Here is a 21248-nt window from a genome sequence, read left to right on the forward strand (position 1 = left end):
GAATGCCCGCCAGCCGCATGCAACCGACGAATCTCTGCCCAATCATCCAAAGTGATCACCTTCCATAGTGGTTGGTGGCCCTATATTCAGTTAGCAGAACTGGCCCTATCTTCAGTTGGCATCAACAGTGGCGTTCGGGAGATCGCTCGTGAGCTGGGCCGGTCACCGTCGACGATCTCACGGGAGCTGCGCCGAAATAGTCGCCCGAACACGGGCGCCTACCGGCCCTATGCAGCGCAAAGCCGTTGTGATGAGCGGGCTCGCCGGCCGAAGCCGTGGCGGCTTGATGATCCGGTACTGGCGGCTGCGGTTGAAGAGCGGCTGGTGAAGAATTGGAGTCCCGAACAGATCAGCGATGACCTCGCCCGATCGTTCCCTAACCGGCCGGAGATGCAGGTGACTCACGAGACGATCTATCAGACCCTGTTCGTTCAGGGCCGCGGGCACTTGCGCGCTGACCTGTACAAACACCTCCGCACCGGGCGTGCCGCCCGACGCCCGCGAGGTCAACGCTTCAACGCGAAGGGAAAGATTCGCGACAAGATCCTGATCAGCGAACGCCCCGCCGAAGCCGCTGACCGAGCTATTCCCGGGCATTGGGAAGGGGACCTCATCATCGGGTCAGCGTCAGGATCGGCGATCGGAACGCTCGTCGAGCGAACAACCCGCTACGTGATACTCGTCCACCTACCCCATGGCCACAGCGCCGAGAATGTCCGCGACGGCCTCGTCACCACGATCGCGACTCTGCCGACACACCTGCGCCGATCGTTGACCTGGGACCAGGGAACCGAGATGGCCCGACACCGCGAAGTAACCCTTGCCACCGACATGGCGATCTACTTCTGCGACCCGCACTCACCGTGGCAACGCGGATCCAACGAGAATACGAACGGTCTGCTGAGGCAGTACTTCCCGAAGGGCACCAACCTCAACGCCCACAGCACAGAACGCCTCCTCGAGGTCGCCACCGAACTCAACCAGCGACCCAGGAAAACCCTCGACGGAATCACGCCCGCCACCGCTCTCGAGAAGCTACTCTCGAACCCACCAGAACCACCTGTTGCGACGACCAGCTGAGACCGCCGTACGGATACGAGACCCCGACTGAAAGACTTGAACAACTCACAGGTGCGTTGACCGCTTGAACCTCCCGTGTCATTTATTCCGTTTCGTGAGCTGACCCCACTAAAGGCCGAATTAGTACGAGACCCTTCCTCGCTCGTCAGGCCCCGTTCTGCCAATGTATGGAGTGCGAGCCTCCCCGACGCTCGTTGCCCTAACGATATGTTGTGGAACAAGGAGGCGCCGGATGCGGTTCACAGACCACTTCGCCGTCGAGCGAGGCGATGATGACGACTGGTTCGACTGCGAACTGAGCACTGACACCCCGCTCTACGTCGATCCGTTCCTCGTCTTCGAGGACGACGACCCCTACTGGGCAGAGACTCGGCAGACAGTTATTGATTTTTTCAGTCTCGCCCTCAGCTTCGTGGACGCCTCCGGTGGCGACGTGACTTCACCGCACTACCTCAAGGCGGTCCGAATGTTGAGGTTCCCCGAACCAAGTGAGTTCGCACTTGGACTCTCGATGGGCCACCCGAAAGGGTCTGGCGCGGGCTTCAAATACGCCGAAAAAATGGCCGCTGCTCTGAGTCTCCTGTCTCAGCACGGCGTGACCCAGGTGCAACATTTACAAGCTTTCACACTGTTCTGCGAAGGGCTCGGAGTCGATCGCATCAGCGATATTTTCTGCGATCTCCTAAAGGCAAAGTTCATTGATTACACCCAATCCGTGGCAACTCACCACGAGCTTGTAATCCAGGAGGTACCCGTTCGCGCTGCACGCTGGAACCGGAAAAATGGTCGTTGGGACCACCTGCGCATCCGTCTGCCCAAAAGCCCCGTGACTGAGGAGGGCGTGCTTCTCGTACCCTCGCGGTTCTTGAAAGATATCCCCGTCGTCACACCAGATTCCTTCTGGACATGGGCCGATACAGGCGTCGGTGACGACCTGCGGCAGGAACTCAACTATGAGCTGAACGTCGCCCTCACTAAGGAAGAACGTAAGGAAGCGGCGTATAAGGCCGCGTGGAAGCATCCTGACCTCGTTATGGACTATCTCAACGTGGTGTCCGAGACTGACAGGGAGCCGTACGACATCGAGGCTGATCCAAAGCTTCTCGTCGGGTGGGCCGAGATCGGGCGCGAAGCGGCTTCCAAGCAGGAGCCAGTGGCAAAGCTCGATGACGAGTCGAAATTCGCCACGTGGGTGATTGAACTGGCAAAGGAGTTCCAGCACGCTGTTGAGGAGACAGACCTCTGGAAGGCCCTTTGGGACGACGGCATGCGTAAGTATCGACCGGAGAAAATCGTTCAAGCCATCGCAGCGATGCTCTTCGCAGCACACTGCCGAACAGCCGATGTCGACCTTACCCGTGAGAGCAATCTCGGTCGAGGCCCAGTCGATTTCAAATTCTCTCAGGGGTGGCAGAAGCGAGCGCTTCTCGAAGTCAAGCTCATCCCGAGCACCCACTTTTTCACCGGGGCATCAAAGCAGTTACCCCAATACATGACCACCGAGCGCACCTCGGTCGGGATCTACCTCTGCGTGGGATACACCGACAAGGATTTCTCTCCGGAACGACTACAACCAATCGAAGACACCATTCGTAAGCTGCGCGAGGACTCGGGGTGGACCCTAGAGATTGTCTACGTGGACGCCCGCACAACCAACAAAGACTCAGCCTCCAAGCTGAAGTAACACGATTAACGTCAAAGAATCGAAGGTTCAACAATGAGTTCAGGATTCAGATCCCTGCCCGAAGAGCTGAAAGCCGAGATCGACAGCCTCGGCGAAGCGCAGGTCGTTTTCGGCGCAGTGCGCAACTTCTCTGACCAGCTTCTAAGCGACTGGACCCAGCGCCTTGAACTCGAAGAGATCGGTGACGACGAATGGATTGGACTCCCGCCAGCGCCGACCGGTCGGTGGTCAAGATGGAACGTCAACGGTCGCGAGATTGTTCGGCGAGACCTGCCAAAGATTTATCGCTCCTGGACGATTGCGGCCCCTAACTTTCAGGGCGGCGGGACGCACTCCGTCAGCTTCCATAAGGAGGTTTTCCAGCGGCAACGATTGTACGGCCAGCAGATCGAGGCAGCTGTCACCCGCCGCGACGAACCCAGGGACTCAGTGGTCGGCACCGTGCTGCTCACTCTCCAAGCTCCGTATGACGAGAGCGCCGAGAGGGCGTACCTCTACGCCGCTTCGCTTGCACGGACGTGGTTCGGGTCGGCAACCGCCTACAGCCTGGACGAGTTAGGTGTCCCGCAGGTCCCTGACCAGAGCGTGAGCTGGGACTTCCTACCCGATGGCACAGTCGAGGAGATGCGTGAGGCAGTTGTAAAAAAGTTTGGTGGGTCTGCTCCGCCGCAGGAAGTCGACATCATGATTGATCGTCTCCAGAAAGTCCAATCACTCACTCCCGAGAAGCGGCTGGTCGGAGCATCAGGTCTTCAGCGCTACATCGGCTACATGTTTGGTGACGACTTCGTGGCATTCGAAAACCCCCGTGTTGGGAACGCGCTCTACCTTTTATATGGCGAATGGGAGAGCCTGAGCCAGTTGTCGCGGTCACAGCTCCTTGCGTCACGCGAGGGTGAGTTTGACCGAATCATCCACTCGGCTCACTGGTTCGAGAGGCTCCGACTCGCGGTCTACAACTACCGGCACAACTGACCAAGGGACGCTCGTCTTCATGGCCTAAATCTTCGGTAGAAACTATGCGCCCGGCGGCATCAGCTACGGTCAAATCGAAACGCTAGGGAGTGGGGTAAAGCCAAGCCATTACAGTAGTGCCCCATAGAGTGGTGTAGCCCGGTGGCCCGGCTTGTCGTTCGCGACGAAAGCGCGGTCACCGTGTGATCCTTCGAGAAGTCTCTTACCTCCACTCGAAAGGCATCATCACGATGACCGCTCCACATATTGTCGACCCTGCTGGCCTTCTCAGCGAAGCCCTCGGCGACGCGTCCCCGGATTTACTGCGCAGCCTGCTGCAAACCATGATCAACGCCCTCCTTTCCGCCGATGCTGACGCGGTTGTTGGTGCGGAGTGGGGCAAGCCCTCACCTGACCGCACGGCTCAGCGCAACGGGTACCGCCACCGCGACCTCGATACCAGGGTCGGCACCATCGATGTTGCTGTCCCGAAGCTTCGGCAGGGCACGTACTTCCCGGAATGGTTGCTCGAACGCCGCAAACGCGCTGAGGCGGCGATGATCACCGTGATCGCGGACTGCTACCTCGCCGGGGTGTCCACCCGCCGGATGGACAAACTCGTGAAAACTCTCGGGATCCACAGCTTGTCAAAATCGCAGGTATCCCGGATGGCAGCCGAGCTCGACGAGCACGTCGCCCAGTTCCGGCACCGCCCCCTCGGCGATGCGGGCCCGTTCACGTTCGTCGCCGCCGACGCGCTGACCATTAAAGTCCGTGAAGGCGGCCGGGTCATCAACGCCGTCGTGCTCGTCGCAACCGGTGTCAACGCTGACGGCCGCCGCGAGGTCCTCGGCCTTCGCGTCGCAACCTCAGAGACCGGGGCTGCGTGGAACAGCTTCTTCGCTGACCTCGTCGCCCGCGGCCTGACCGGAGTGCGGCTTGTTACTTCCGACGCGCACCAGGGTCTGGTCGCGGCGATCGCCGCGAACCTGCCCGGCGCAGCATGGCAACGCTGCCGCACCCATTACGCCGCGAACCTGATGAGTGTGTGCCCGAAGAGCATGTGGCCGGCAGTAAAAGCGATGCTGCACTCCGTGTACGACCAACCCGACGAAGGCAGTGTGCACGCCCAGTTCGACCGGCTCCTGGACTACGTCGAAGACAAACTCCCCGCAGCGTTCGAGCACCTCGACACCGCCCGAGCAGACATCCTCGCGTTCACGACCTTTCCCGACGGGCTCTGGCAACAGATCTGGTCCAACAACCCCAACGAGCGCCTGAATCGTGAAATCCGGCGCCGAACCGACAGCGTCGGGATCTTCCCCAACCGAGACGCGATCACCCGCCTCGTCGGCGCTGTCCTCGCCGAGCAGACCGACGAATGGGCCGAAGGACGCCGCTACCTCGGCATCGACATCCTCGCCAAGTCCAGACTCACCCTCCTCCCCAACACCGAAAACGAAAATGAGGTGACCGAACCAGCACTCGCCCTCAGCGCCTAACCCTCACATCGAAGGAAAACCAGCTACACCACTCCGCGGGACTTGACCGCCATTACCGCCACGGCAGCGTAGTTTCAGCGGCACGCCGACAGTTAAGTTGGACGCTTTCATTTCAGTATCAGAGTGATATCGGTTGAAAATTAGTTATACCGAAAACGATATTGACGCTCCTCAGCCTTCCGCGTCGGCCTTTATCGCGTTTAACGGGGTCAGCCCACGATTCGGCATAAATGACACGATAGGGCCGCAGGCACTTGATTGTGAGTTTTTGGCGCGGTATCTCTCTCGCCTGACTTCCGCTTGAATATTCGCGGCTGTGGGGGCCAGCAGTATTGCCGTCGGGGGCCACAGCAATCAGGGAGAGCTTTGCAGGCTTAGCGGCCAGTTTCTTGTGCGCCGGTTCGCGGTCGGGGCATCGCGTGCACGGCTGACGGGCGGCGTCTGCACGAGGGCCGGGTAAGAGCTGCCGCACGCAGGCGTTGCCTGCGCTTGCCCTTGGCAGTGTCGATCTTCAGTCGACGCGAGCACGACGACGAGAACGCTGAAAGTCGCTGGCCGGAGGGACCCTCCAGGGGTGGCTCCGAGCTGGAATATTCGGTGGCGCTCAACGAGAATATCTGTGGCCCCCGAGCACAATATTGGGTGGCTCCCAAGCGAGCAAATACTCACCGAGGGGCGGCGGGGTCGGATTTCGTCGTAAACACTCGCTTCGACCGTCTGACACCGCGCACCCCTGCGAGTCGCATCATCCGTTCGGTCTGGTCCCGGCCGATATCCCAACCCTGCCGGCGCAGCAGCGCATGCATCTTCCGTCGCCCGTAGACGCCATAGTTCTCCGCGTGCAACCGGGCCACTTCGGGAATCAGCAGATCGTCTTTCAGCTGACACGCTGATACAGGTGTCGACGATTGGTGAATACTGACCCCGTGGCGTCGGGTGAGTTCTAATGCTGGTCAGCGGGTTTTCATGAATACGGCAGGAAGCAGTAACCCTGACCCCACCAGGATAGCAAAAATCAATATACCGACTAGAACCGCTGCGATCCCGAAGGCTATGACAATCTTCGTCAGGCCCCGCGGTGTCGGGCCCAAGTCGCCCGGTGAAACCTTGGGGTCGTGAAGTCGTGAAAGTCGAACGAATCTTTCCGCCACCCGTCTCCTGAAGATCAGCACGACTACCCCCATACCAATGGCCACGACACCGAGAGCGACTGCGGCTGCGAGAGTGATGGGGTCTGCCTGTGCCACCGCGTTCCCCTACCCTAGCGCTCGGAAGATGAGCGAGGCGGCGAGGATGACCCCACCGATTCCGACGGCCACGATGGGACCCGGATTATTTTTTTTGGAAAAAACGGAATCTCGGCTCGTAAGGAACGCGGCCGACAGCTTTCGTCGCCATTCAGCGATCCGCTTAGGAAATATCAAGCACGAGACGCTGAATAAGAGCCCCACTATTCCACCAATAAGCATCGGAATATGACTAGCTGTCACGCTACTTCCTCCATTCTGGCTACCACGGAACTTCCAGCATCGCACTGCAACCTATACCAGCACCTCGAGCAAAGATCCGACATCATTCGGCGTCGCCGGGGATCTCGCGAAGCCGAAAAGCATGGTCCGGATCGAGGCGGGCGTGGCCATGATTGCTGGTTCCCCCGGGGCCGTGGGGAGGAGGGACATACGAACGCTGCGTTCGTCGAGGTTGAAGAGCCATGTCGTCGGATAGGCGTCGCCGGTCATTGCGCTTCCATTCTCTGGCTCAGTTCAGCTCGCGAGAGCTGTCCGAGGGATGAGCAACGATCGATTCATGGACACTTGGCTCTCAGTGCCAGTATCGGGGCAGCCGCGGCCGCGATGACTGCTCGAACCCGCCGCGTCCTTTATCCCGTTTCGTGAGCTGACTCATACTCCGGCCGCAGTCACGTAAGGCGGCATCCCAGCTGACGCAACAATCCACCGTTTCACGCTCGATAAAGCTATTTTGAGCCACGTTCGACCCGTCCGACGAGACGCCTCGTAACCCATGGGTTACGAGGCACTAAGGATTCGAGGCGCATCTAAAGCGTTTCGGCCCGTATGCGCTGGCAATCGACTGTCTGGCGGTCGCCGTCGCGGATGTTGGTGCGCTACGCACGTAAGGGAGAGAGCCTGCCTGTTCCTTCGGTGCGCCGAGGCGGGGATGGCGCGATCGCGCGAACGTAGGCGCGCGGAAGCCCCGTAGCTTTTTCGATTTCTCGGCTAGAAGGGTCGTCAGGGAGGCTTAATTCAAGCAGGCGCCGCATCAGGATCGGATGCTCGGGTTGAACCTCGACTGGCTCATTCTGTCGCCATCCGCGCGCACTGAGCTGAACGAACAGTGAGCGTTGCCGCTGCTGATCGATAATGTGGAGCGCCGCGGCACGCATGATCAACGCTTGGATCGAAATGCCGAACTGAGCTTTCACTCGTGCGAGTTGGCTCAACGTGATCTGCGAATGCAACTCGCTTCGCGCCGCGGCCTTGGGCATCAGGAGGGCGCCGGCAAACCGGTTTGCTTCGCGCTCCGGATCCTCCGAGGAGCGGTGGGAGTGAAGAAGAATGTGCCCTAATTCGTGGCCGAGGGTGAAGCGGTCTCGATCGGGGGATGAGCCTGGGAAGTAGCCGACCAGAGGCACGCCGTGATCGTCGCCGTGCGAAATCCCGAAGTGGCCCTCCTCGACGACTCGCACCTCATCGGTGGGATCGAGGAGAACGGGTATCACCACAATGCCCAAGCGCTCGATCGCGCGAGTCGCGTTCGGGACTGGGTCAGCCGGCCCCAACTGCATCAGCGTCCGGACGGCGTTGGCGACGTGTTCGATCTCGTTCTCATCGAGGACTCCGCCGCTTGGCTCGTTCACGTACGGCAGAGACGCCGTCTTCAAGCCACTGGCGGGCGCGACGGCCTGGACCATCCGAGACGCCTCGCGGAAGTACTGCACCGCTTTGCGGGTAGTTTTCGCCTTGGACGACTTCAGCTTCCGGAACTGAAGTGTCGTGTCGCCGATAGCGGGCGCATCGACGTGGAAAAACTCGATCGGAAACCCTGTGGCCGCCGCGATCTTCTCGGCGTGTTCGATCGTGAACGGACGCGTCCCAGCGGCGATTTCTGACAGGTAGCTCTGGCTGATCCCAGCGGACGAAGCGAGGTTCTGAAGGGTTTCCCCAAGAAGATCACGAACCGCCAAGATCCTCTCAGGACGAAGCGAGAGAATCATTGCGCACCCCACGCTGAAAACGCCCGCGGGAGTCGATCAGGCCGAGGCCGTCGAGGTCGTCGTCATTGTTTGGAACGAACCGAAGGGTTGCCAAGTCGGCCTCACCGGGCAAAAGCGGCATCCGGAGATCGATCTGCTCAGCCTGTCCCGTCTTCCACGGCATCAGGGTGTGGACGAGTTCAAGCCCGATCTCACCCGAACGGCCATCTAGGTTCCACACAATCAGAAAACCGTGCTGATCGTGGAAGGCCTGCTGCCCCTGCGGGCTGACAACCGGCAGATTCGAGTAAAAACCCTGACGCGCACCATTGGGACCAGCAAGGGGGACCGCCCCGTCGAAAGCGGCCGACAGCATCCGGGCCGTCCAGAGATCCCGAGATATGTGCAACTGCTTCTTGTTCGCCCGTGGGTCCAAGACCCAATCGCCCAGCTCCGCGGTCGTCAGCAGGCTGTGCGTGCAGGCCACGATGTTGTGCATGTACTGGGTCCGGTAGACCTGTCGGTCGAGTCCGCCGGCTTTCATCATGTCCGCGGCCAAGCTAACGCCCTTAGGCATGAAGGCGTGCAAAGCGGTCGCGACCGGCTGAAACATTCGCGCGATCTCGGCAGCGGTTAAAGTATCCATGCTTGCGATAATATCGCAGTTATTGTTACTTTTCTACTGCATCATCGATTCCGTGCCTGGATTCGCATATGGCTCGTAACCCTACCTTGGATCCCAGCCATCGTCGCAACACTCTGATCGTGAGGGTGTTGAACTGTGGTCGGTCGACCGAGGGGTTTAGAGAATGTGCAGTACATGGCGAAGGCGCGGGAGGAGTTTTTTCGTCGGCTGGATCGTGGGGGCACGATTCGTGCTGTCGCGGCGGAACTCGGTGTGAGCGTGGACTCGTGCTATCGGTGGCGGCACGAGGCGAATATCTCAACTCCACGGGCGAAGAGCCGGTCGTACACCGATGATGAGAAGACCGAGTTCTTCCGCCGGCTGAAGCTCACGGGCAACGTGTCGAAGGTCGCGAAAGAGCTCGGGTTCGTGCGGGTCACGTGCTACAAGTGGGCGCATCAGGCGGGTATTTTCACGGGCAAAGACACCCGTGCTCAACGAGCGCAATTCGTGCGTCTACGTGCTGATGGTGCCAGTCGTGCTGCCGCAGCCAAACAGGTGGGTGTCGATAGTCGTTCAGCGGCCGACTGGGACAAGGGCATCAAGCAGATCACGGGCGGCCGGGTGTACCCCGACGGTCGCGTGATCCGCTACCGGCAAGCCGGGATACTGGCGAATGTGAAGAACCCCCGTACGACCTACACGCGAGGGCTGCTAGTTGATCTGGTACGCCTCGAAGCGCTCGTCGATGCCCGCTACTTGAGCCTCGTCGAGCGCGAACGAATCCATGACCTCCGAAGCGGCGGCGAATCGATCAGAGCGATCGGGCGCTCGATCGGACGTAGCCCCTCCACCGTCAGCAGAGAGCTGACACGGAACACCACCACAACGGTCGGCTATCTTCCCTACGCAGCGCACCGGCTCGCAGCGGCACGGCGGCCACGCCTGCGCAGCCGCAAGCTGGAATCGCCGGGCCGTTTGCGTACCTATGTTGCCGTGAAGCTTCGGAAAAGGTGGTCACCGGAGCAGATCAGCAATCGGTTGGTGAAAGACTTCCCCGACGATCAAAGGATGCGGGTGAGTACCGAGACGATCTACCAGGCGATCTATATTCAGGGTCGCGGCGCACTGAAACGAGAGATCGCAGCCGCGATGCGGCGCGGACGGACAGCACGAAAACCGAACCGCGATCCCGCGCAACGAACGAGCCGGTTCGTCGACACGATGGTGCCCATCGCCAACGGCCCACGGAAGCCGACGACCGCGCGATCCCCGGGCATTGGGAAGGGGATCTCATCATCGGAACGATGAGTCGGTCAGCGATCGGAACCCTGGTCGAGCGCTCCAGCCGCTTCGTCAGCCTCGTTCACCTTCCCCACGACCACACCGCCGAAACTGTGCGTGATGGCCTCGTGAAGACGGTAAGCCAGCTCCCCATCGCGTTGCGGCGGTCGTTGACCTGGGATCAAGGCTCCGAGATGTCCGAGCACGTCGCTTTCCGTGTCGCAACTGAGATGGACGTGTATTTCTGCGATCCCGCGAGCCCCTGGCAGCGCGGAAGCAATGAGAACACGAACGGGCTACTGCGGCAGTATTTCCCGAAAGGAACAGACCTCTCCAGACACGCTCCCGAGGAGCTCCAACGAGTGGCCACGGAGCTCAACTCACGACCACGAAAATCATTGGACTGGGACACCCCGGCCGAACGCCTCCATGCTTTACTAGAAGCCAGCTAACCAAGCAGTGTTGCGACGATAGCTGGGATCCAAGCCGGTGAGGGCAAACTGTATCTCTGCGCTATCAAAGACGTGTTCGGGAACAAGATCGTCGGGTACTCGATCGACTCGCGAATGAAGTCGGCGTTGGCCGTGAACGCGCTGAATAACGCCGTCGCGATGCGCGGTGGCGTTGCCGGCTGCGTGGTCCACAGCGACCGAGGCTCGCAATTTCGAAGCCGGAAGTTCCTCCGTGCTTTGGCCTCTCACCGGATGGTCGGATCCATGGGACGGGTAGTGTCTTGCGGTGATAACGCGGCGATGGAGAGCTTCTTCAGCCTGCTGCAGAAAAACGTCCTCGACCGCCGGTCTTGGACTACCCGGGATCAGCTGCGCATCGCGATCGTGACCTGGATCGAACGCACCTATCACCGCCGACGCCGCCAGGCCGGGCTGGGCCGTTTGACGCCCATCGAATACGAGACCATCATGAACACGTCAGCCGCAATCGCAGCGCGACTAGAAAGTGTCACCTATCCGTGCAGCAGACCCCATGTTGCATGCTAAACGCAGGGAGCTCCTTACCACCGCACATACGAACGAAGAAGCTTCATCTTCCCAGCAAGCGACGTGGCTTTAGCGTCAAATCGTGCCCGAGAACCACTCGGGCCTGAAACGGACGCAGGACTTCCTCCGGCCCGGCCGTGCGGGAGGAGAGCTAACGCCGGGCGGCGACGACGGCACGCTGCCGGGAATTGCCGGCAGCGTGTCGGACCACGGAAACGTGAATGACTCAAACTTCGCTTTGTTCTTCCGCGCGAGCCAGCTTCGCGGATGGCCTTCACCGCCGCACTTGGGATAAAAACTCATGGAGGGTAACGCATCACCAGGTCCAGCACCTGAGCAAATTTGCACCGTTAATGAACGTTACGACAAGTAAAATACAGATCATGCCCGGAATGACACGGATCTTCTGATTCATTTCGCCGCGGAGGGAAGGCGAATCAGTACCGCCGCCAGCGACACGTCTTCATGATCATCACTTGCCGATGACTTGAGCGACACAATAGCGACATTCTCGTTGAGCTTATTTTACGACCTTAAAAATCGGAGCGCTACGCCCCAACACCGGACACTAAGACTAGTCGCAGATGGGCCCCCAACGCTTATGCCTGCTGGTTTTGGCTGCGTTTTACTCTGCGTTTTGTTATGCTGAGGTCATGGCGAAGGCATCGGTTGTTTCAGATCAGAAACCAGGGCTGCGAGCATGGGAAGACTCGGTAGGACTTCCGTTTAGCGACCTAGTGTCGCGGTTGCGCGAAATCCTCGGGGTGCGTCTGGTGGCATACATCGGAGGAGTGAAATCAACACGGCCGGTCTCTGAATGGGCTGCGGGTCAGGCTAAGCCTGGCGAGATTGAGCGGGAGCGGTTGCAGCATGCCTTTCACGCGGCCGCGCTTTTGCGAGAGCGTTACGACGCAGCGACGGTGCAATCGTGGTTCAAGGGAATGAACCCGTCCCTAGATGACGCATCTCCCGCGCAGCTGCTCGCCACCGGTGATCCGCTCGCTGTTGCCAGCGACGTGCTCGCGGCCGCGAAGTCGTTCGCTTACATCGGATGACGCAGCCGGAATTGGAGACCACCAGCAACCCGGGCGCTGTCTGGCGGGTCGGCTTCGAACCCGACATGTGGGCCTGGACGCCATGGGCGTACGCGACAGACTCTGGGCTCTTCGACGGGCGGTGGGATGACCAGCAAGGCGAATTCCGCACGCTCTACACAGCGAACTCGTTGCTGGGCTGCTTTCTTGAGCTACTGGCGCGGTTTCGGCCAAGCGCCACAACCCTGTCCGCGCTCGACGACATCGAGGACGATGACGGGACCCTCGCCACCTATCCGGATGCGCTGACCGGAACCGTGGGACACAGTTGGCTGGCAAACCGGGTATATGCAACCGCTTCGCAGGACGGCCGATACTGCTTCATCACGCACTCTCGAAGCCTCGGAGCCCTACAATCCGAATACCCATTTGATACGCACCACATCTCACCAGCCGACGTTGACGCAGCCCTTCTCAAAGGCGCCCGGAACCGGACGCTGACACGCTCGCTCGCGAGGTGGATCTACGACCTCCGCGCCGATCAGGGCGGCGAGCTCGTCGACGGCATCGAGTTCCGTTCCCGATACGGTGACGAGATAAAGATGTGGGCCGTCTTCGAACGATCAAAGGACGACACGCACAGTAGTCACCTCTATCCAGGAGAAGCACCGACATCCGTTGCCGATGACATGCCCGAGCTGCTCGAGGCGTTCGATCTCCACGGCTTGTCCTGGGCAGACTAGAAACGCTGTGGCGTAAAATTCAACGGCCGCACGGCTAACCGGGCGGTTCCTGGCGTAGCTGAGAAAACCCCGGCTAAGTGGGCTTGCGCCAAACGGGGGAGGAGTACGGTTTTCGGGTGCGTCATTCGAGCAAGCGTTGCTGGTCGCTGGGCAAGTTGAATTTTGCATCAGAGGCAAAAATCGCGAGCTAAAGCCGGGCATTTCGGTGTCGCTCAGAGCTTCTTTTCCGCCTGAGCGGCGCGCCACAATATCAGTGCCATAGTGTTGAGATCCGCATGGTTCCGGGCCTCTTTGACCAGGCTCTTGTCATAATATTCAGTATCGGCTTCGATAAGAGCCTTGATAGAGCCCGAATTAGGGCCTACTATGGCGGTATGCAAACGCTACCAATTTCTAAGGTCAAGGATAGGCTCAACGAGTTCGTCGACGCGGTGTCGCTCACTCATGAACAGGTGACTATCACCAAGAATGGGTCGCCGGCAGCGGTGCTGATTGGCGCCGACGAATGGGAATCGTTGCAGGAGACGTTGTTCTGGCTCTCTCGACCCGGAACTATAAATGATGTGGCCGACGCTCGACGGGAGCTGGCCGAGGGTCGGACGGTTAGCGAGGACGAGATTCGCGCTGAATTCAACGTTCCGCGTCGCATCGCCAAGTGAGCTCGGCTGACGACGACGGGTACGAGGTCGAGTTTGCTGGGACTGCTCGCCGGGATCTGCGCGCTGTTCCGCCTCGGATTGTGCCGGCGATCATCGAGTTCGTCTATGGCGATCTGGCCCGGTATCCGCGGCGAGTGGGCAAACCGTTGCAGCGCGAACTTGAGGGGCTGTGGGGTGCCCGCCGTGGGCCGTATCGGATCATCTACGACATCGTTGAAGAACGGCTCGTCATCATCGTTGTACACGTCGATCACCGCGCGGATGTTTACCGCTCCAGATAGAGAGCATCGAGAGGGTGTCATCCGGGAGGGTCAGACCGCCGCAATTGCCGAGAAGAAAATCGGGTGTAGTTACCAAAGGTGGGGGAGTGGCCGTCGTCTGATTGTTCCAGCGCCCAGTTTGGCTCCGGCAATTCGCGAGCTGGGCTAGAGAAAGTTGGCTTTGCCGAGTTCCTTGAGGAACCGAGGCCGGTTCCGGTTCTGCTCCCGCAGCAGCGTCGTGTATTCGCGTGCCGCATCGGTCTGGCCGACACCGGCGCTGATGGTTCGGTATTGCCGGAGCCGTTGAACAGCGGATCGGTAGTTAGCGGCGTCCGCGACTTCGAGGTCCCCGTCGATCAGGCGTCTGAGCACTGGGAGTACCGCGGCCGGGTCGATCTGCTGATAGGCATCCACCAGCCGGGCCCACAGATCTCCGTCGTCGGGTTGTAGCCGGGCGGCGGCGGCCCACGCCCGGACGGGATCGTTCAGGGTGAGTAAAAGGAAGAGGATTAGGTCTCTGGGGTTTGCTTCCAATGCGGTCAGTACGGCCGGTTCGGTGCGTGGCCAGTCGGTGCTGACCTGCCGTAGCTTGGCCGCGTTCGTGGAGTTCGGCCACCTGGTGAATGTCCATTGCCGGGCAGCTTCGACCTGGTCTGGGTGCTCGGCGGTGAGGAGTTCGCACCAGTAGTGGGCTGCGTTTTGTGCTTGATGCCCGGGTGGTAACCCGGCTGCTTTCAGGGAGTAGTCGATCGCACCGTCGGTGTCGCCGATCTCCATGAGTGCTTTTGCTGCGTCGTGCAGCCGATAGGCCATGGCCTGGTCGCCGCCGTACTCCCGAATAATGCCCGCCCGGTCATGGTCTGCGACCGCGAGCCGTTTCCGGTTGTACTGCAGGAGGAATCGGGCGTGCCGGTCGTTCACCATCGGCAGGTGCGGTTCTGGCTGCTCGAACTGGTTCCGGGACAGTAGCCGCTCCACCTCCGGGGCAGGTTCCGGCAGCAGGGAGGCTCCGATCGCGTCGAGTTGGGCACGGTACTTCGAGAGCCCGACAGGTCCGAGAGCGGGGAGGTAGGCGACAATGTCGATGTCGAAGAAATCTTGCACGCCATCGAATTGGAACCCGATCAGCCATTTCACAAGCTTCACTACCGGCGGCGGTGCCTGACCTGCCAGTTCAGCATGCAGCCTGAGCAGGCTCCGAGCGACATCGCCAATAACACCGGTCGAATCATCTGCCCGCAGAACCACTCGCACCGTGGATGCGATCGCTTTCTGCACGTACGGCAACACCAACGCCGCCCCGTCAGACGCTGCGAACTCCCGCAACAGGTCGACTCCGGCCGCAGCGTTCTGCCCATACTCGCGCACCGCCGGCCAACGGTAGAGTTCCGCGCGCGTGCGAAACAGCGGCAAAACCTGTTCCCGCAAAACGCTCTCAGCAGAGCGATCCGAGTGCCCCTCCGATGCCGGACCGTTCATCGTCACGAACCGAGCTCCGGATCGTACCCGCGGCTGATCGCGAACTTCCGATCCCACGCAATCGTGTCTCCCGGAGCACCATCGCGCACCGGATCCTGACGCCGTTCGAGCATCTCGATGACGGCGCTGTTGAACTCTTCGATTGACCCCGGCGGAAGATCCGTGTCCGATACGATCTGTGAGATCCGCGGCCCGGAAACATCGCACAACCGGGCCAAACTCTTCTGCGAAACCCCGTACGTAGCAGCAAGCGCGATCGCCTGCCGATGGAGTACGTCAAGCTCAGCAAGCTGCGCAAGCAGCCACGCGCGACGATCCGTCAGCTGCCACGCGTTTACGGCGAGGGAGGTCTGGAGTTCTGTCAGAGGTTTTGACATACTCTTAGCATAACCATGATAAATACGTTTAGTATCAATTACTTGACATAAGATACATTATCAGCGTATTTGTACCTCAAGCGTTTACGCCAATTTAGATGATTGACGATAGCTCGCCGGTGGCGGTTTTCGCTAAGAGACGACGAGGTCAGACGCAGAGCCAAGTGACGTGGGTGACCCCTCTCAGCCTCGTCACCGTGCCGTACCGGGAGCAGGAGTAGGAGTAGGAGTAGGAGTAGGAGTAGGAGTAGGAGTAGGAGTAGGGCGAGGTTAGAAAGATTGGGTTGTTGTCGCAAGCCGTCCGGCATCAGGCTCCAGTCGATTGCGATTAGGCGTTTAGGTCCAGGTCAGTTGGTGTAGATCCATGGCGCGTGCGAGGTCAGGGTGATTGAGGTCTACCAGGCGCGCGGACCCTTGCTCAAGGTGTTGGCTTACGACTCCGTCATCGGACCGCTCGAATATCGCCCACATGCTCAAATTGTCTCCATGCCTAGAAGCGAATCGAATCCCATCGACGATCGCATGCCCGTCAGCGTCGGTCAATGCGTAGAGGTGGGCGGCGATGTGTTGGGTGAGCTCGCGGGGGTCAGCGCTCTTGAGTGCGGCGGCGTCGAAGTCAGGGAAGCCAAGCGTCAGAGCGAGTTTTACGAAATGGGGTCTGAGGGTGGCAACGCTGGTGGCGGTACGGACATCGACGTATCGGCCCGCAAGGGTGGCCTCAGCGACCATACGTCCGTGGATCCATTCCCGTGGGATCGTACCTGCTCTGGGAACCGGGTACTCGGCTGCATCCTCAGGATCCTCAACGATGCCTTCGAGGAGATCCATGCCACCGGGCTGGACGTCGGGTCTGGAGTAGGCGAGAACTTCAACGAAGCAGGCGTAAAGGGAGTCGGCGACGTAGATGGTGCGAAACACGCCGCCGATGTCATCCCAGCGTTGATGACCGGCGTATCGGTGATCGATCCATGCCCAGGGGTCTGGCGCGCGGCCGACGCGCCACACTAATGCCCTGTTGGCTTCGATGATGCTGAGTTCTGGTGCCGGCATCAGGCGCCGACGAATGCGTTTGCCGCGGCAAGGACGCGTGGAGCTGCTTCGTCGAAGTCGTCCTCATGCAGAACCCGCGCCGGCGAGCGGTCACTCAGTTGAGGATTCATGCCCTGAAACCACGTCGGTACGACCCGCTCACCTTCGCTTTGACCGATCAGCGTCACAATTCGATGGGTGAGCCGGAGGCGGTCTTCCGCAGTAGGCGCGGGACGCCTAGATGCCTCGGCCCATTCACGCACTGTTCGGGTCTCTGTTACCCCGGCGATGTACGCGACAAGCTTTGCTCCGAGAACGGTGCGCAGGTCGTTTACGATCTCTGGGACGGGTCGCCGGATCGAGTCGTTGTACGCCTTTAGTCCCGTGGTTGCGATGATCGCTGACATACTCGAACATTACCACCACACCATCACTGATCACACCCTAAATCACATAATCGATCCCATTGTAAATACCGCTCCTACATGGCCCGGTACTCCTGAAGCTGTCCCAGCCCGACAAGTAGGGTTGAGCATGTGGCGGACGTGGATGGGGATGTCGTCGCGGACTGGACTCTCGTCGGGACGGATTCGGATCTCTTGGGGAACAAGGCCGGCGCGACGCGGTTGGGTTTTGCTCTGAGCTTGAAGTTCTTCGAGTTGGAGTCTCGGTTTCCGGATTCGGCTGCGGTCTTCTCGGCTCGTGTGGTGTCCTATGTCGCTGAGCAGGTGAGCGTTGATGGTGCTCTTTTGCATTCGTATGACTAGTCTGGGCGGACGGCTACCCGTCATCGTTCTCAGATTCGTGACGCGTTCGGGTTCCGTGAATTCACCAGGGCTGACGAGGATCGGCTCTCGGCATGGCTGGCGGGGGAGGTTTTCCCGTTTGAGCATCGTGAGTCGGCGATCCGGGAGGCATTGCTGGATCGGGTCCGGTCGGAGAGGATCGAACCGCCAGGGCGCGTGTCGAGGCTGATCGGGGCCGCCCGGGCGGCGTTCGAGTCGTCGTTTTGCGCGAATGTGTGGGAACGTGTGGGCGAGGTGCCGCGTGACCGGCTTGAGGGGTTGATCGCTGATGGCACGTCGGGTGGGGTGCTTGCGCAGTTGCGCGCGGATCCGGGGCCGGTCGGGTTGGAGACGCTGCTTGAGGAAGTCGATAAGTTGCAGGCGGTGCAGGATCTGTCCCTGCCAACGGGTCTGTTCGATGGGGTCTCGGAGCGGGTGGTTGATCTATGGCGTGCTCGCGCGGCGAGGTCGTATCCGTCGGATTTGTTGTCGTCGCCGGCACCGGTGCGGGTGACGTTGTTAGCGGCGTTGTGTCATCAGCGGTTGGCTGAGATCACGGACGGGCTTGTGGAATTGCTTTTGGCGTTGGTATTGAAGGTGAACACACGCGCGGAGCGGCGGGTGGAGCGGGAACTGACCGAGGACTTGCGCCGGGTTCGGGGCAAAGAAGCGATCCTGTTCAAGGTGGCGGAGGCGGCGTTGGAGGCGCCGGACGCTACCGTGCGTGAGGCGTTGTTCCCCGTTGTTGGTGAGGCCACGCTGCGGGATCTGGTTCGGGAGGCGAAAGCGAACGAGGCTGTCTTCCGCGACCGGGTGCGGACAGTGTTGCGGGGTTCGTACTCGAATCACTATCGTCGGATGTTGCCCGCATTGCTGTCGTCGATACGGTTCCGCTGCAATAACAACGCCTATCAGCCGGTTTTACAAGCGCTGGCGTTGCTGACTTCTTATGCTGACGCAAGTGGGGGCGTCCGGTTCTACGCAGAGACGGACGAGGTTCCGATCGCTGGCGTGGTGCCCAAGAGCTGGTTAGATGCGATTCGGGACGAGCGCGGACTAGTGGAACGGATCCCTTACGAGTTGTGTGTTCTGGTCGCCTTGCGTGACGCGATTCGACGTCGCGAAGTGTTCGTCGAGGGTGCCGCCCGGTGGTGCGATCCGGAGCAGGATCTGCCGATGAACTTCGACGCGATGCGTGAATCGCACTACGAGTCTCTGCGTAAACCGTTGGACCCGACCGTTTTCGTGACCGACCTGAAGCAGCGGATGACGCAGGCCCTGACGGGCCTGGATCACGGGCTATTGAGGGACTCGGCTGGCGGTGTCATGATCACAACCAGGGCAAGTGCCCCGTGGATTCGCGTGCCGAAGATGGAGCCGTTGGCGGAGCCCAAGAACCTGCAAGCGTTGAAAGATGAAGTGCAACGGCGGTGGGGCACCATTGATCTGCTCGACGTGTTGAAAGAGTGTGACTTCCTGACCGATTTTCTCTCCGAGTTCGTTAGCGTCGCGTCCCGGGAGAATCTCGACAGGGATACGGTGCGGCGACGGTTGCTGATGTGTTTGTTCGCGCTCGGAACGAACATGGGCATCAAAGCGATCGCTGATAGCGCCGGGCATTCCGAGACCGAACGGGAGTTGCGTCACGTTCGCCGGCACTACATAACTCAGGAGAATTTGCGGCGGGCGATCACCAAACTCGTCAACGCCACGCTGGAGGCACGGAACCCGCACTGGTGGGGATCGGGGACGACGTGCGCGTCGGATTCGAAGAAGTTCGGGGCGTGGGAATCGAACCTGATGACTGAGTGGCACAACCGTTACCGCGGCCCCGGCGTGATGATCTACTGGCACGTCGAACGCCGCGCCACCTGTATTTACAGCCAACTGAAGAACTGCTCATCATCTGAAGTTGCGGCGATGATCGAGGGCCTCCTCCGGCACGGCACGGACGCCGATATCGAGGCCAACTACACCGACACGCACGGAGCATCGATCGTCGGATTCGCATTCACCGAGCTCCTCGGATTCAAACTCATGCCCCGGTTGAAGAACATCGGTTCGATCCGCCTCTACCGCCCGGACGAGGACACCGTTTACGGGGAGCTTGGGCCGGTCCTGACTCGTCCGATCCGGTGGGAACTCATCAGCCAGCAATACGACCAAATGGTCAAATATGCGACCGCGCTTCGCCTTGGTACCGCGGAAGCGGAATCGATCCTGCGTCGCTTCACCCGCGGCGGCCCGAAACATCCCACCTATCAGGCGCTAGAAGAACTCGGCCGCGCCGTTCGAACGATCTTCGCTGCCGAGTACCTGGCAAGCCCTGACATGCGCCGAGAGATCCACGGTGGCCTCCAAGTCGTCGAGAACTGGAACAGCGGCAACGACGCGTTCTTCTACGCCAAGAACGGCGAGCTCACCGGGCCCGACCGAGAAACCGTTGAAATCTCAGTCCTCGCCCTGCACCTGCTCCAATCAGCGCTCGTCCATCTAAACACGCTGCTCCTGCAAACCGTGCTCGAGACCCCAGAATTCAACGACAGCCTGACCACCGAGGACCGACGGGGGCTCACCCCGCTGTTCTGGACGCACATCAACTTCTTCGGCCGGTTCATGCTCGACATGAACCAGCGCCTCGACCTCAACCAGCAAGCAGTGGGAGATCCAGATGAATGAAAAACCCCGCCCGGCCCTGTTCCGGGTGCGCGTAAATCTGGTGGACAGCAATCCCGAAATTTGGCGACTGATCGAAATCGACGCCGACCTGACCCTCAGCCAAGTGCACACCGCGTTGCAGGCCGTGATGGGCTGGGAAGACCGCCACCTCCACGACTTCGAAGACCTCGATCCTCACACTCGTTGGAAGCCTGGACAGCCCGAGCCCCGCCGATGGGGTCCGGCCTACCTCGTGGAGGACGACGAGAGACTAATCCCCGAGGAGGATTTCACGCTTCGGGAGGTGTTGACCCAAAGCAGGCCACTGTTCTACGAGTACGATCTCGGCGACCGGTGGCTGCACAGCATCATCCTCATCGAAACACTCCCCAAGACGTCCACAGACCACAGCGTTACCGTGATCCGCGGCGAACGACGGTGTCCGTTGGAAGACAGCGGCGGAATCGACGGATACGAAGAACTCCTCCACGCCATCGCCGACCCTGCCCACGAGAACCACCACGACCAGGTTGAATGGGTAACCGAAATGCACGGCAACCCTGGCCATCCCTTCGATCCAGCCATCTTCGATAAAAACGCCACAAACCGGACGCTCCGAAAGCTATTCCCTCGCGGGCCACGGGGCTAACAAGAACCGACCGGCGACGTCACGCAGGTGGCGCGGCGTTCCACGGTACCTGCACAATTCACTGCACACCGATTGATTCTGTGCAGCGCACTTCATCTCAACAATGGATCCTTAAACGAGAACAGCGGACACCACCTCGCAGCCTCGAGCATTCCACGGATTCCCGCGCCGCCCCCTGTCTCAACAATGTGTCTCACACTGATATTCTCAAGATCACGTGGAACACGCCTTTGA

General features: G+C 60.2%; 19 protein-coding genes and 3 pseudogenes. 14 read left to right on the plus strand and 8 right to left on the minus strand.

All coding sequences use genetic code 11. The features are described 5' to 3' along the window. From D4765_RS16875 to D4765_RS16890, 4 genes are all read left to right on the plus strand, one after another. The coding region (locus D4765_RS16875; RefSeq protein ID WP_136643489.1) for an IS30 family transposase at positions 1 to 1080 on the plus strand (1080 nt) is incomplete at its 5' end. A gap of 232 nt (positions 1081 to 1312) precedes the next feature. After that, on the plus strand, positions 1313 to 2764 hold the full coding sequence (locus tag D4765_RS16880; RefSeq protein WP_136643490.1) for a hypothetical protein: 1452 nt from the start codon (positions 1313 to 1315) through the stop codon (positions 2762 to 2764). Positions 2765 to 2797: 33 nt separating this feature from the next. Continuing rightward, positions 2798 to 3739, plus strand: coding sequence for a hypothetical protein (locus tag D4765_RS16885; RefSeq protein ID WP_136643491.1), 942 nt, complete (start codon positions 2798 to 2800; stop codon positions 3737 to 3739). 230 nt (positions 3740 to 3969) lie between these two features. Next, positions 3970 to 5220: an IS256 family transposase gene (locus tag D4765_RS16890; protein ID WP_136643492.1), complete on the plus strand. Its 1251-nt coding sequence runs from the start codon at positions 3970 to 3972 to the stop codon at positions 5218 to 5220. A gap of 665 nt (positions 5221 to 5885) precedes the next feature. Here D4765_RS16890 and D4765_RS20210 read toward each other — a convergent pair. From D4765_RS20210 to D4765_RS16910, 4 genes are all read right to left on the minus strand, one after another. Beyond that, positions 5886 to 6137, minus strand: a complete 252-nt coding sequence (locus tag D4765_RS20210) for an IS3 family transposase (RefSeq protein WP_136643504.1) — start codon at positions 6135 to 6137, stop codon at positions 5886 to 5888. Positions 6138 to 6761: 624 nt separating this feature from the next. Next, on the minus strand, positions 6762 to 6959 hold the full coding sequence (locus D4765_RS16900; protein ID WP_136643493.1) for a hypothetical protein: 198 nt from the start codon (positions 6957 to 6959) through the stop codon (positions 6762 to 6764). Positions 6960 to 7345: 386 nt separating this feature from the next. Beyond that, positions 7346 to 8455: an XRE family transcriptional regulator gene (locus D4765_RS16905; RefSeq protein WP_136643494.1), complete on the minus strand. Its 1110-nt coding sequence runs from the start codon at positions 8453 to 8455 to the stop codon at positions 7346 to 7348. Then, positions 8433 to 9080, minus strand: a complete 648-nt coding sequence (locus D4765_RS16910) for a hypothetical protein (protein ID WP_136643495.1) — start codon at positions 9078 to 9080, stop codon at positions 8433 to 8435. Before D4765_RS16910 ends, D4765_RS16905 begins: the two co-directional genes overlap by 23 nt. Positions 9081 to 9254: 174 nt before the next feature. Here D4765_RS16910 and D4765_RS19820 point away from each other — a divergent pair. From D4765_RS19820 to D4765_RS16940, 7 genes and pseudogenes are all read left to right on the plus strand, one after another. Continuing rightward, a pseudogene (locus tag D4765_RS19820) lies at positions 9255 to 9878 on the plus strand (helix-turn-helix domain-containing protein); the annotation flags it as partial. Positions 9879 to 10072: 194 nt separating this feature from the next. After that, the gene (locus D4765_RS19825; protein WP_237280520.1) at positions 10073 to 10795 is read left to right on the plus strand and encodes an IS30 family transposase; all 723 of its coding nucleotides are present in this window, start codon (positions 10073 to 10075) and stop codon (positions 10793 to 10795) included. A gap of 39 nt (positions 10796 to 10834) precedes the next feature. Continuing rightward, positions 10835 to 11341 (plus strand): annotated as a pseudogene (locus tag D4765_RS16920) (transposase); the annotation flags it as partial. 653 nt (positions 11342 to 11994) lie between these two features. Then, positions 11995 to 12396 carry a hypothetical protein gene (locus tag D4765_RS16925; protein WP_136643496.1) on the plus strand — a complete coding sequence of 134 codons (402 nt, stop codon included), beginning with the start codon at positions 11995 to 11997 and terminating at the stop codon, positions 12394 to 12396. Then, a complete protein-coding gene (locus D4765_RS16930) occupies positions 12393 to 13118 on the plus strand; it encodes an RES domain-containing protein (RefSeq protein ID WP_136643497.1) in 726 nt (241 codons plus the stop codon). The genes D4765_RS16925 and D4765_RS16930 overlap by 4 nt, the downstream gene beginning before the upstream one ends. A 275-nt stretch (positions 13119 to 13393) precedes the next feature. After that, the gene (locus D4765_RS16935; protein WP_272898635.1) at positions 13394 to 13777 is read left to right on the plus strand and encodes a type II toxin-antitoxin system Phd/YefM family antitoxin; all 384 of its coding nucleotides are present in this window, start codon (positions 13394 to 13396) and stop codon (positions 13775 to 13777) included. Beyond that, a complete protein-coding gene (locus D4765_RS16940) occupies positions 13774 to 14058 on the plus strand; it encodes a type II toxin-antitoxin system RelE family toxin (protein ID WP_136643498.1) in 285 nt (94 codons plus the stop codon). Before D4765_RS16935 ends, D4765_RS16940 begins: the two co-directional genes overlap by 4 nt. Before the next feature lie 144 nt (positions 14059 to 14202). On the opposite strand, the gene D4765_RS16945 is transcribed toward D4765_RS16940, so the two are convergent. The 4 genes from D4765_RS16945 to D4765_RS16965 form a co-directional block, all read right to left on the minus strand. Then, positions 14203 to 15516: a DUF6880 family protein gene (locus D4765_RS16945; RefSeq protein WP_338054646.1), complete on the minus strand. Its 1314-nt coding sequence runs from the start codon at positions 15514 to 15516 to the stop codon at positions 14203 to 14205. A gap of 2 nt (positions 15517 to 15518) precedes the next feature. Continuing rightward, positions 15519 to 15893 (minus strand): hypothetical protein, encoded by a 375-nt coding sequence (locus D4765_RS16950; RefSeq protein WP_136643500.1) that lies wholly within the window; start codon positions 15891 to 15893, stop codon positions 15519 to 15521. A 336-nt stretch (positions 15894 to 16229) separates the two neighbouring features. Continuing rightward, positions 16230 to 16943, minus strand: coding sequence for an RES domain-containing protein (locus tag D4765_RS20215; RefSeq protein ID WP_136643501.1), 714 nt, complete (start codon positions 16941 to 16943; stop codon positions 16230 to 16232). Further along, a complete protein-coding gene (locus D4765_RS16965) occupies positions 16943 to 17329 on the minus strand; it encodes a hypothetical protein (RefSeq protein WP_136643502.1) in 387 nt (128 codons plus the stop codon). The genes D4765_RS20215 and D4765_RS16965 overlap by 1 nt, the downstream gene beginning before the upstream one ends. 138 nt (positions 17330 to 17467) lie before the next feature. Between D4765_RS16965 and D4765_RS20265 the strand changes: the two genes are divergently transcribed. The 3 genes and pseudogenes from D4765_RS20265 (at position 17468) to D4765_RS16975 (ending at position 21014) form a co-directional block, all read left to right on the plus strand. Continuing rightward, positions 17468 to 17689, plus strand: a complete 222-nt coding sequence (locus D4765_RS20265) for a DUF4158 domain-containing protein (RefSeq protein WP_476718331.1) — start codon at positions 17468 to 17470, stop codon at positions 17687 to 17689. Between the two features lie 15 nt (positions 17690 to 17704). Beyond that, positions 17705 to 20386 (plus strand): annotated as a pseudogene (locus D4765_RS16970) (Tn3 family transposase); the annotation flags it as partial. Further along, positions 20379 to 21014 (plus strand): plasmid pRiA4b ORF-3 family protein, encoded by a 636-nt coding sequence (locus D4765_RS16975; RefSeq protein WP_136643503.1) that lies wholly within the window; start codon positions 20379 to 20381, stop codon positions 21012 to 21014. The pseudogene D4765_RS16970 and the gene D4765_RS16975, both read left to right, overlap by 8 nt. Positions 21015 to 21248: the final 234 nt, after the last annotated feature.

Origin of the sequence: Subtercola vilae (genome assembly GCF_004923255.1) — a bacterium.
In the GTDB taxonomy this organism is placed as follows: domain Bacteria; phylum Actinomycetota; class Actinomycetes; order Actinomycetales; family Microbacteriaceae; genus Subtercola; species Subtercola vilae.

Excerpts from the sequence above, each read along its gene's own strand:
- D4765_RS16880 (WP_136643490.1), top strand. The coding sequence starts at position 1,313 with ATGCGGTTCACAGACCACTTCGCCGTCGAGCGAGGCGATGATGACGAC.
- D4765_RS16885 (WP_136643491.1), top strand. The coding sequence starts at position 2,798 with ATGAGTTCAGGATTCAGATCCCTGCCCGAAGAGCTGAAAGCCGAGATC.
- D4765_RS16890 (WP_136643492.1), top strand. The coding sequence starts at position 3,970 with ATGACCGCTCCACATATTGTCGACCCTGCTGGCCTTCTCAGCGAAGCC.
- D4765_RS16900 (WP_136643493.1), bottom strand. The coding sequence starts at position 6,959 with ATGACCGGCGACGCCTATCCGACGACATGGCTCTTCAACCTCGACGAA.
- D4765_RS16905 (WP_136643494.1), bottom strand. The coding sequence starts at position 8,455 with ATGATTCTCTCGCTTCGTCCTGAGAGGATCTTGGCGGTTCGTGATCTT.
- D4765_RS16910 (WP_136643495.1), bottom strand. The coding sequence starts at position 9,080 with ATGGATACTTTAACCGCTGCCGAGATCGCGCGAATGTTTCAGCCGGTC.
- D4765_RS16925 (WP_136643496.1), top strand. The coding sequence starts at position 11,995 with ATGGCGAAGGCATCGGTTGTTTCAGATCAGAAACCAGGGCTGCGAGCA.
- D4765_RS16930 (WP_136643497.1), top strand. The coding sequence starts at position 12,393 with ATGACGCAGCCGGAATTGGAGACCACCAGCAACCCGGGCGCTGTCTGG.
- D4765_RS16935 (WP_272898635.1), top strand. The coding sequence starts at position 13,394 with ATGGTTCCGGGCCTCTTTGACCAGGCTCTTGTCATAATATTCAGTATC.
- D4765_RS16945 (WP_338054646.1), bottom strand. The coding sequence starts at position 15,516 with ATGAACGGTCCGGCATCGGAGGGGCACTCGGATCGCTCTGCTGAGAGC.
- D4765_RS16950 (WP_136643500.1), bottom strand. The coding sequence starts at position 15,893 with ATGTCAAAACCTCTGACAGAACTCCAGACCTCCCTCGCCGTAAACGCG.
- D4765_RS20215 (WP_136643501.1), bottom strand. The coding sequence starts at position 16,943 with ATGCCGGCACCAGAACTCAGCATCATCGAAGCCAACAGGGCATTAGTG.
- D4765_RS16965 (WP_136643502.1), bottom strand. The coding sequence starts at position 17,329 with ATGTCAGCGATCATCGCAACCACGGGACTAAAGGCGTACAACGACTCG.
- D4765_RS16975 (WP_136643503.1), top strand. The coding sequence starts at position 20,379 with ATGAATGAAAAACCCCGCCCGGCCCTGTTCCGGGTGCGCGTAAATCTG.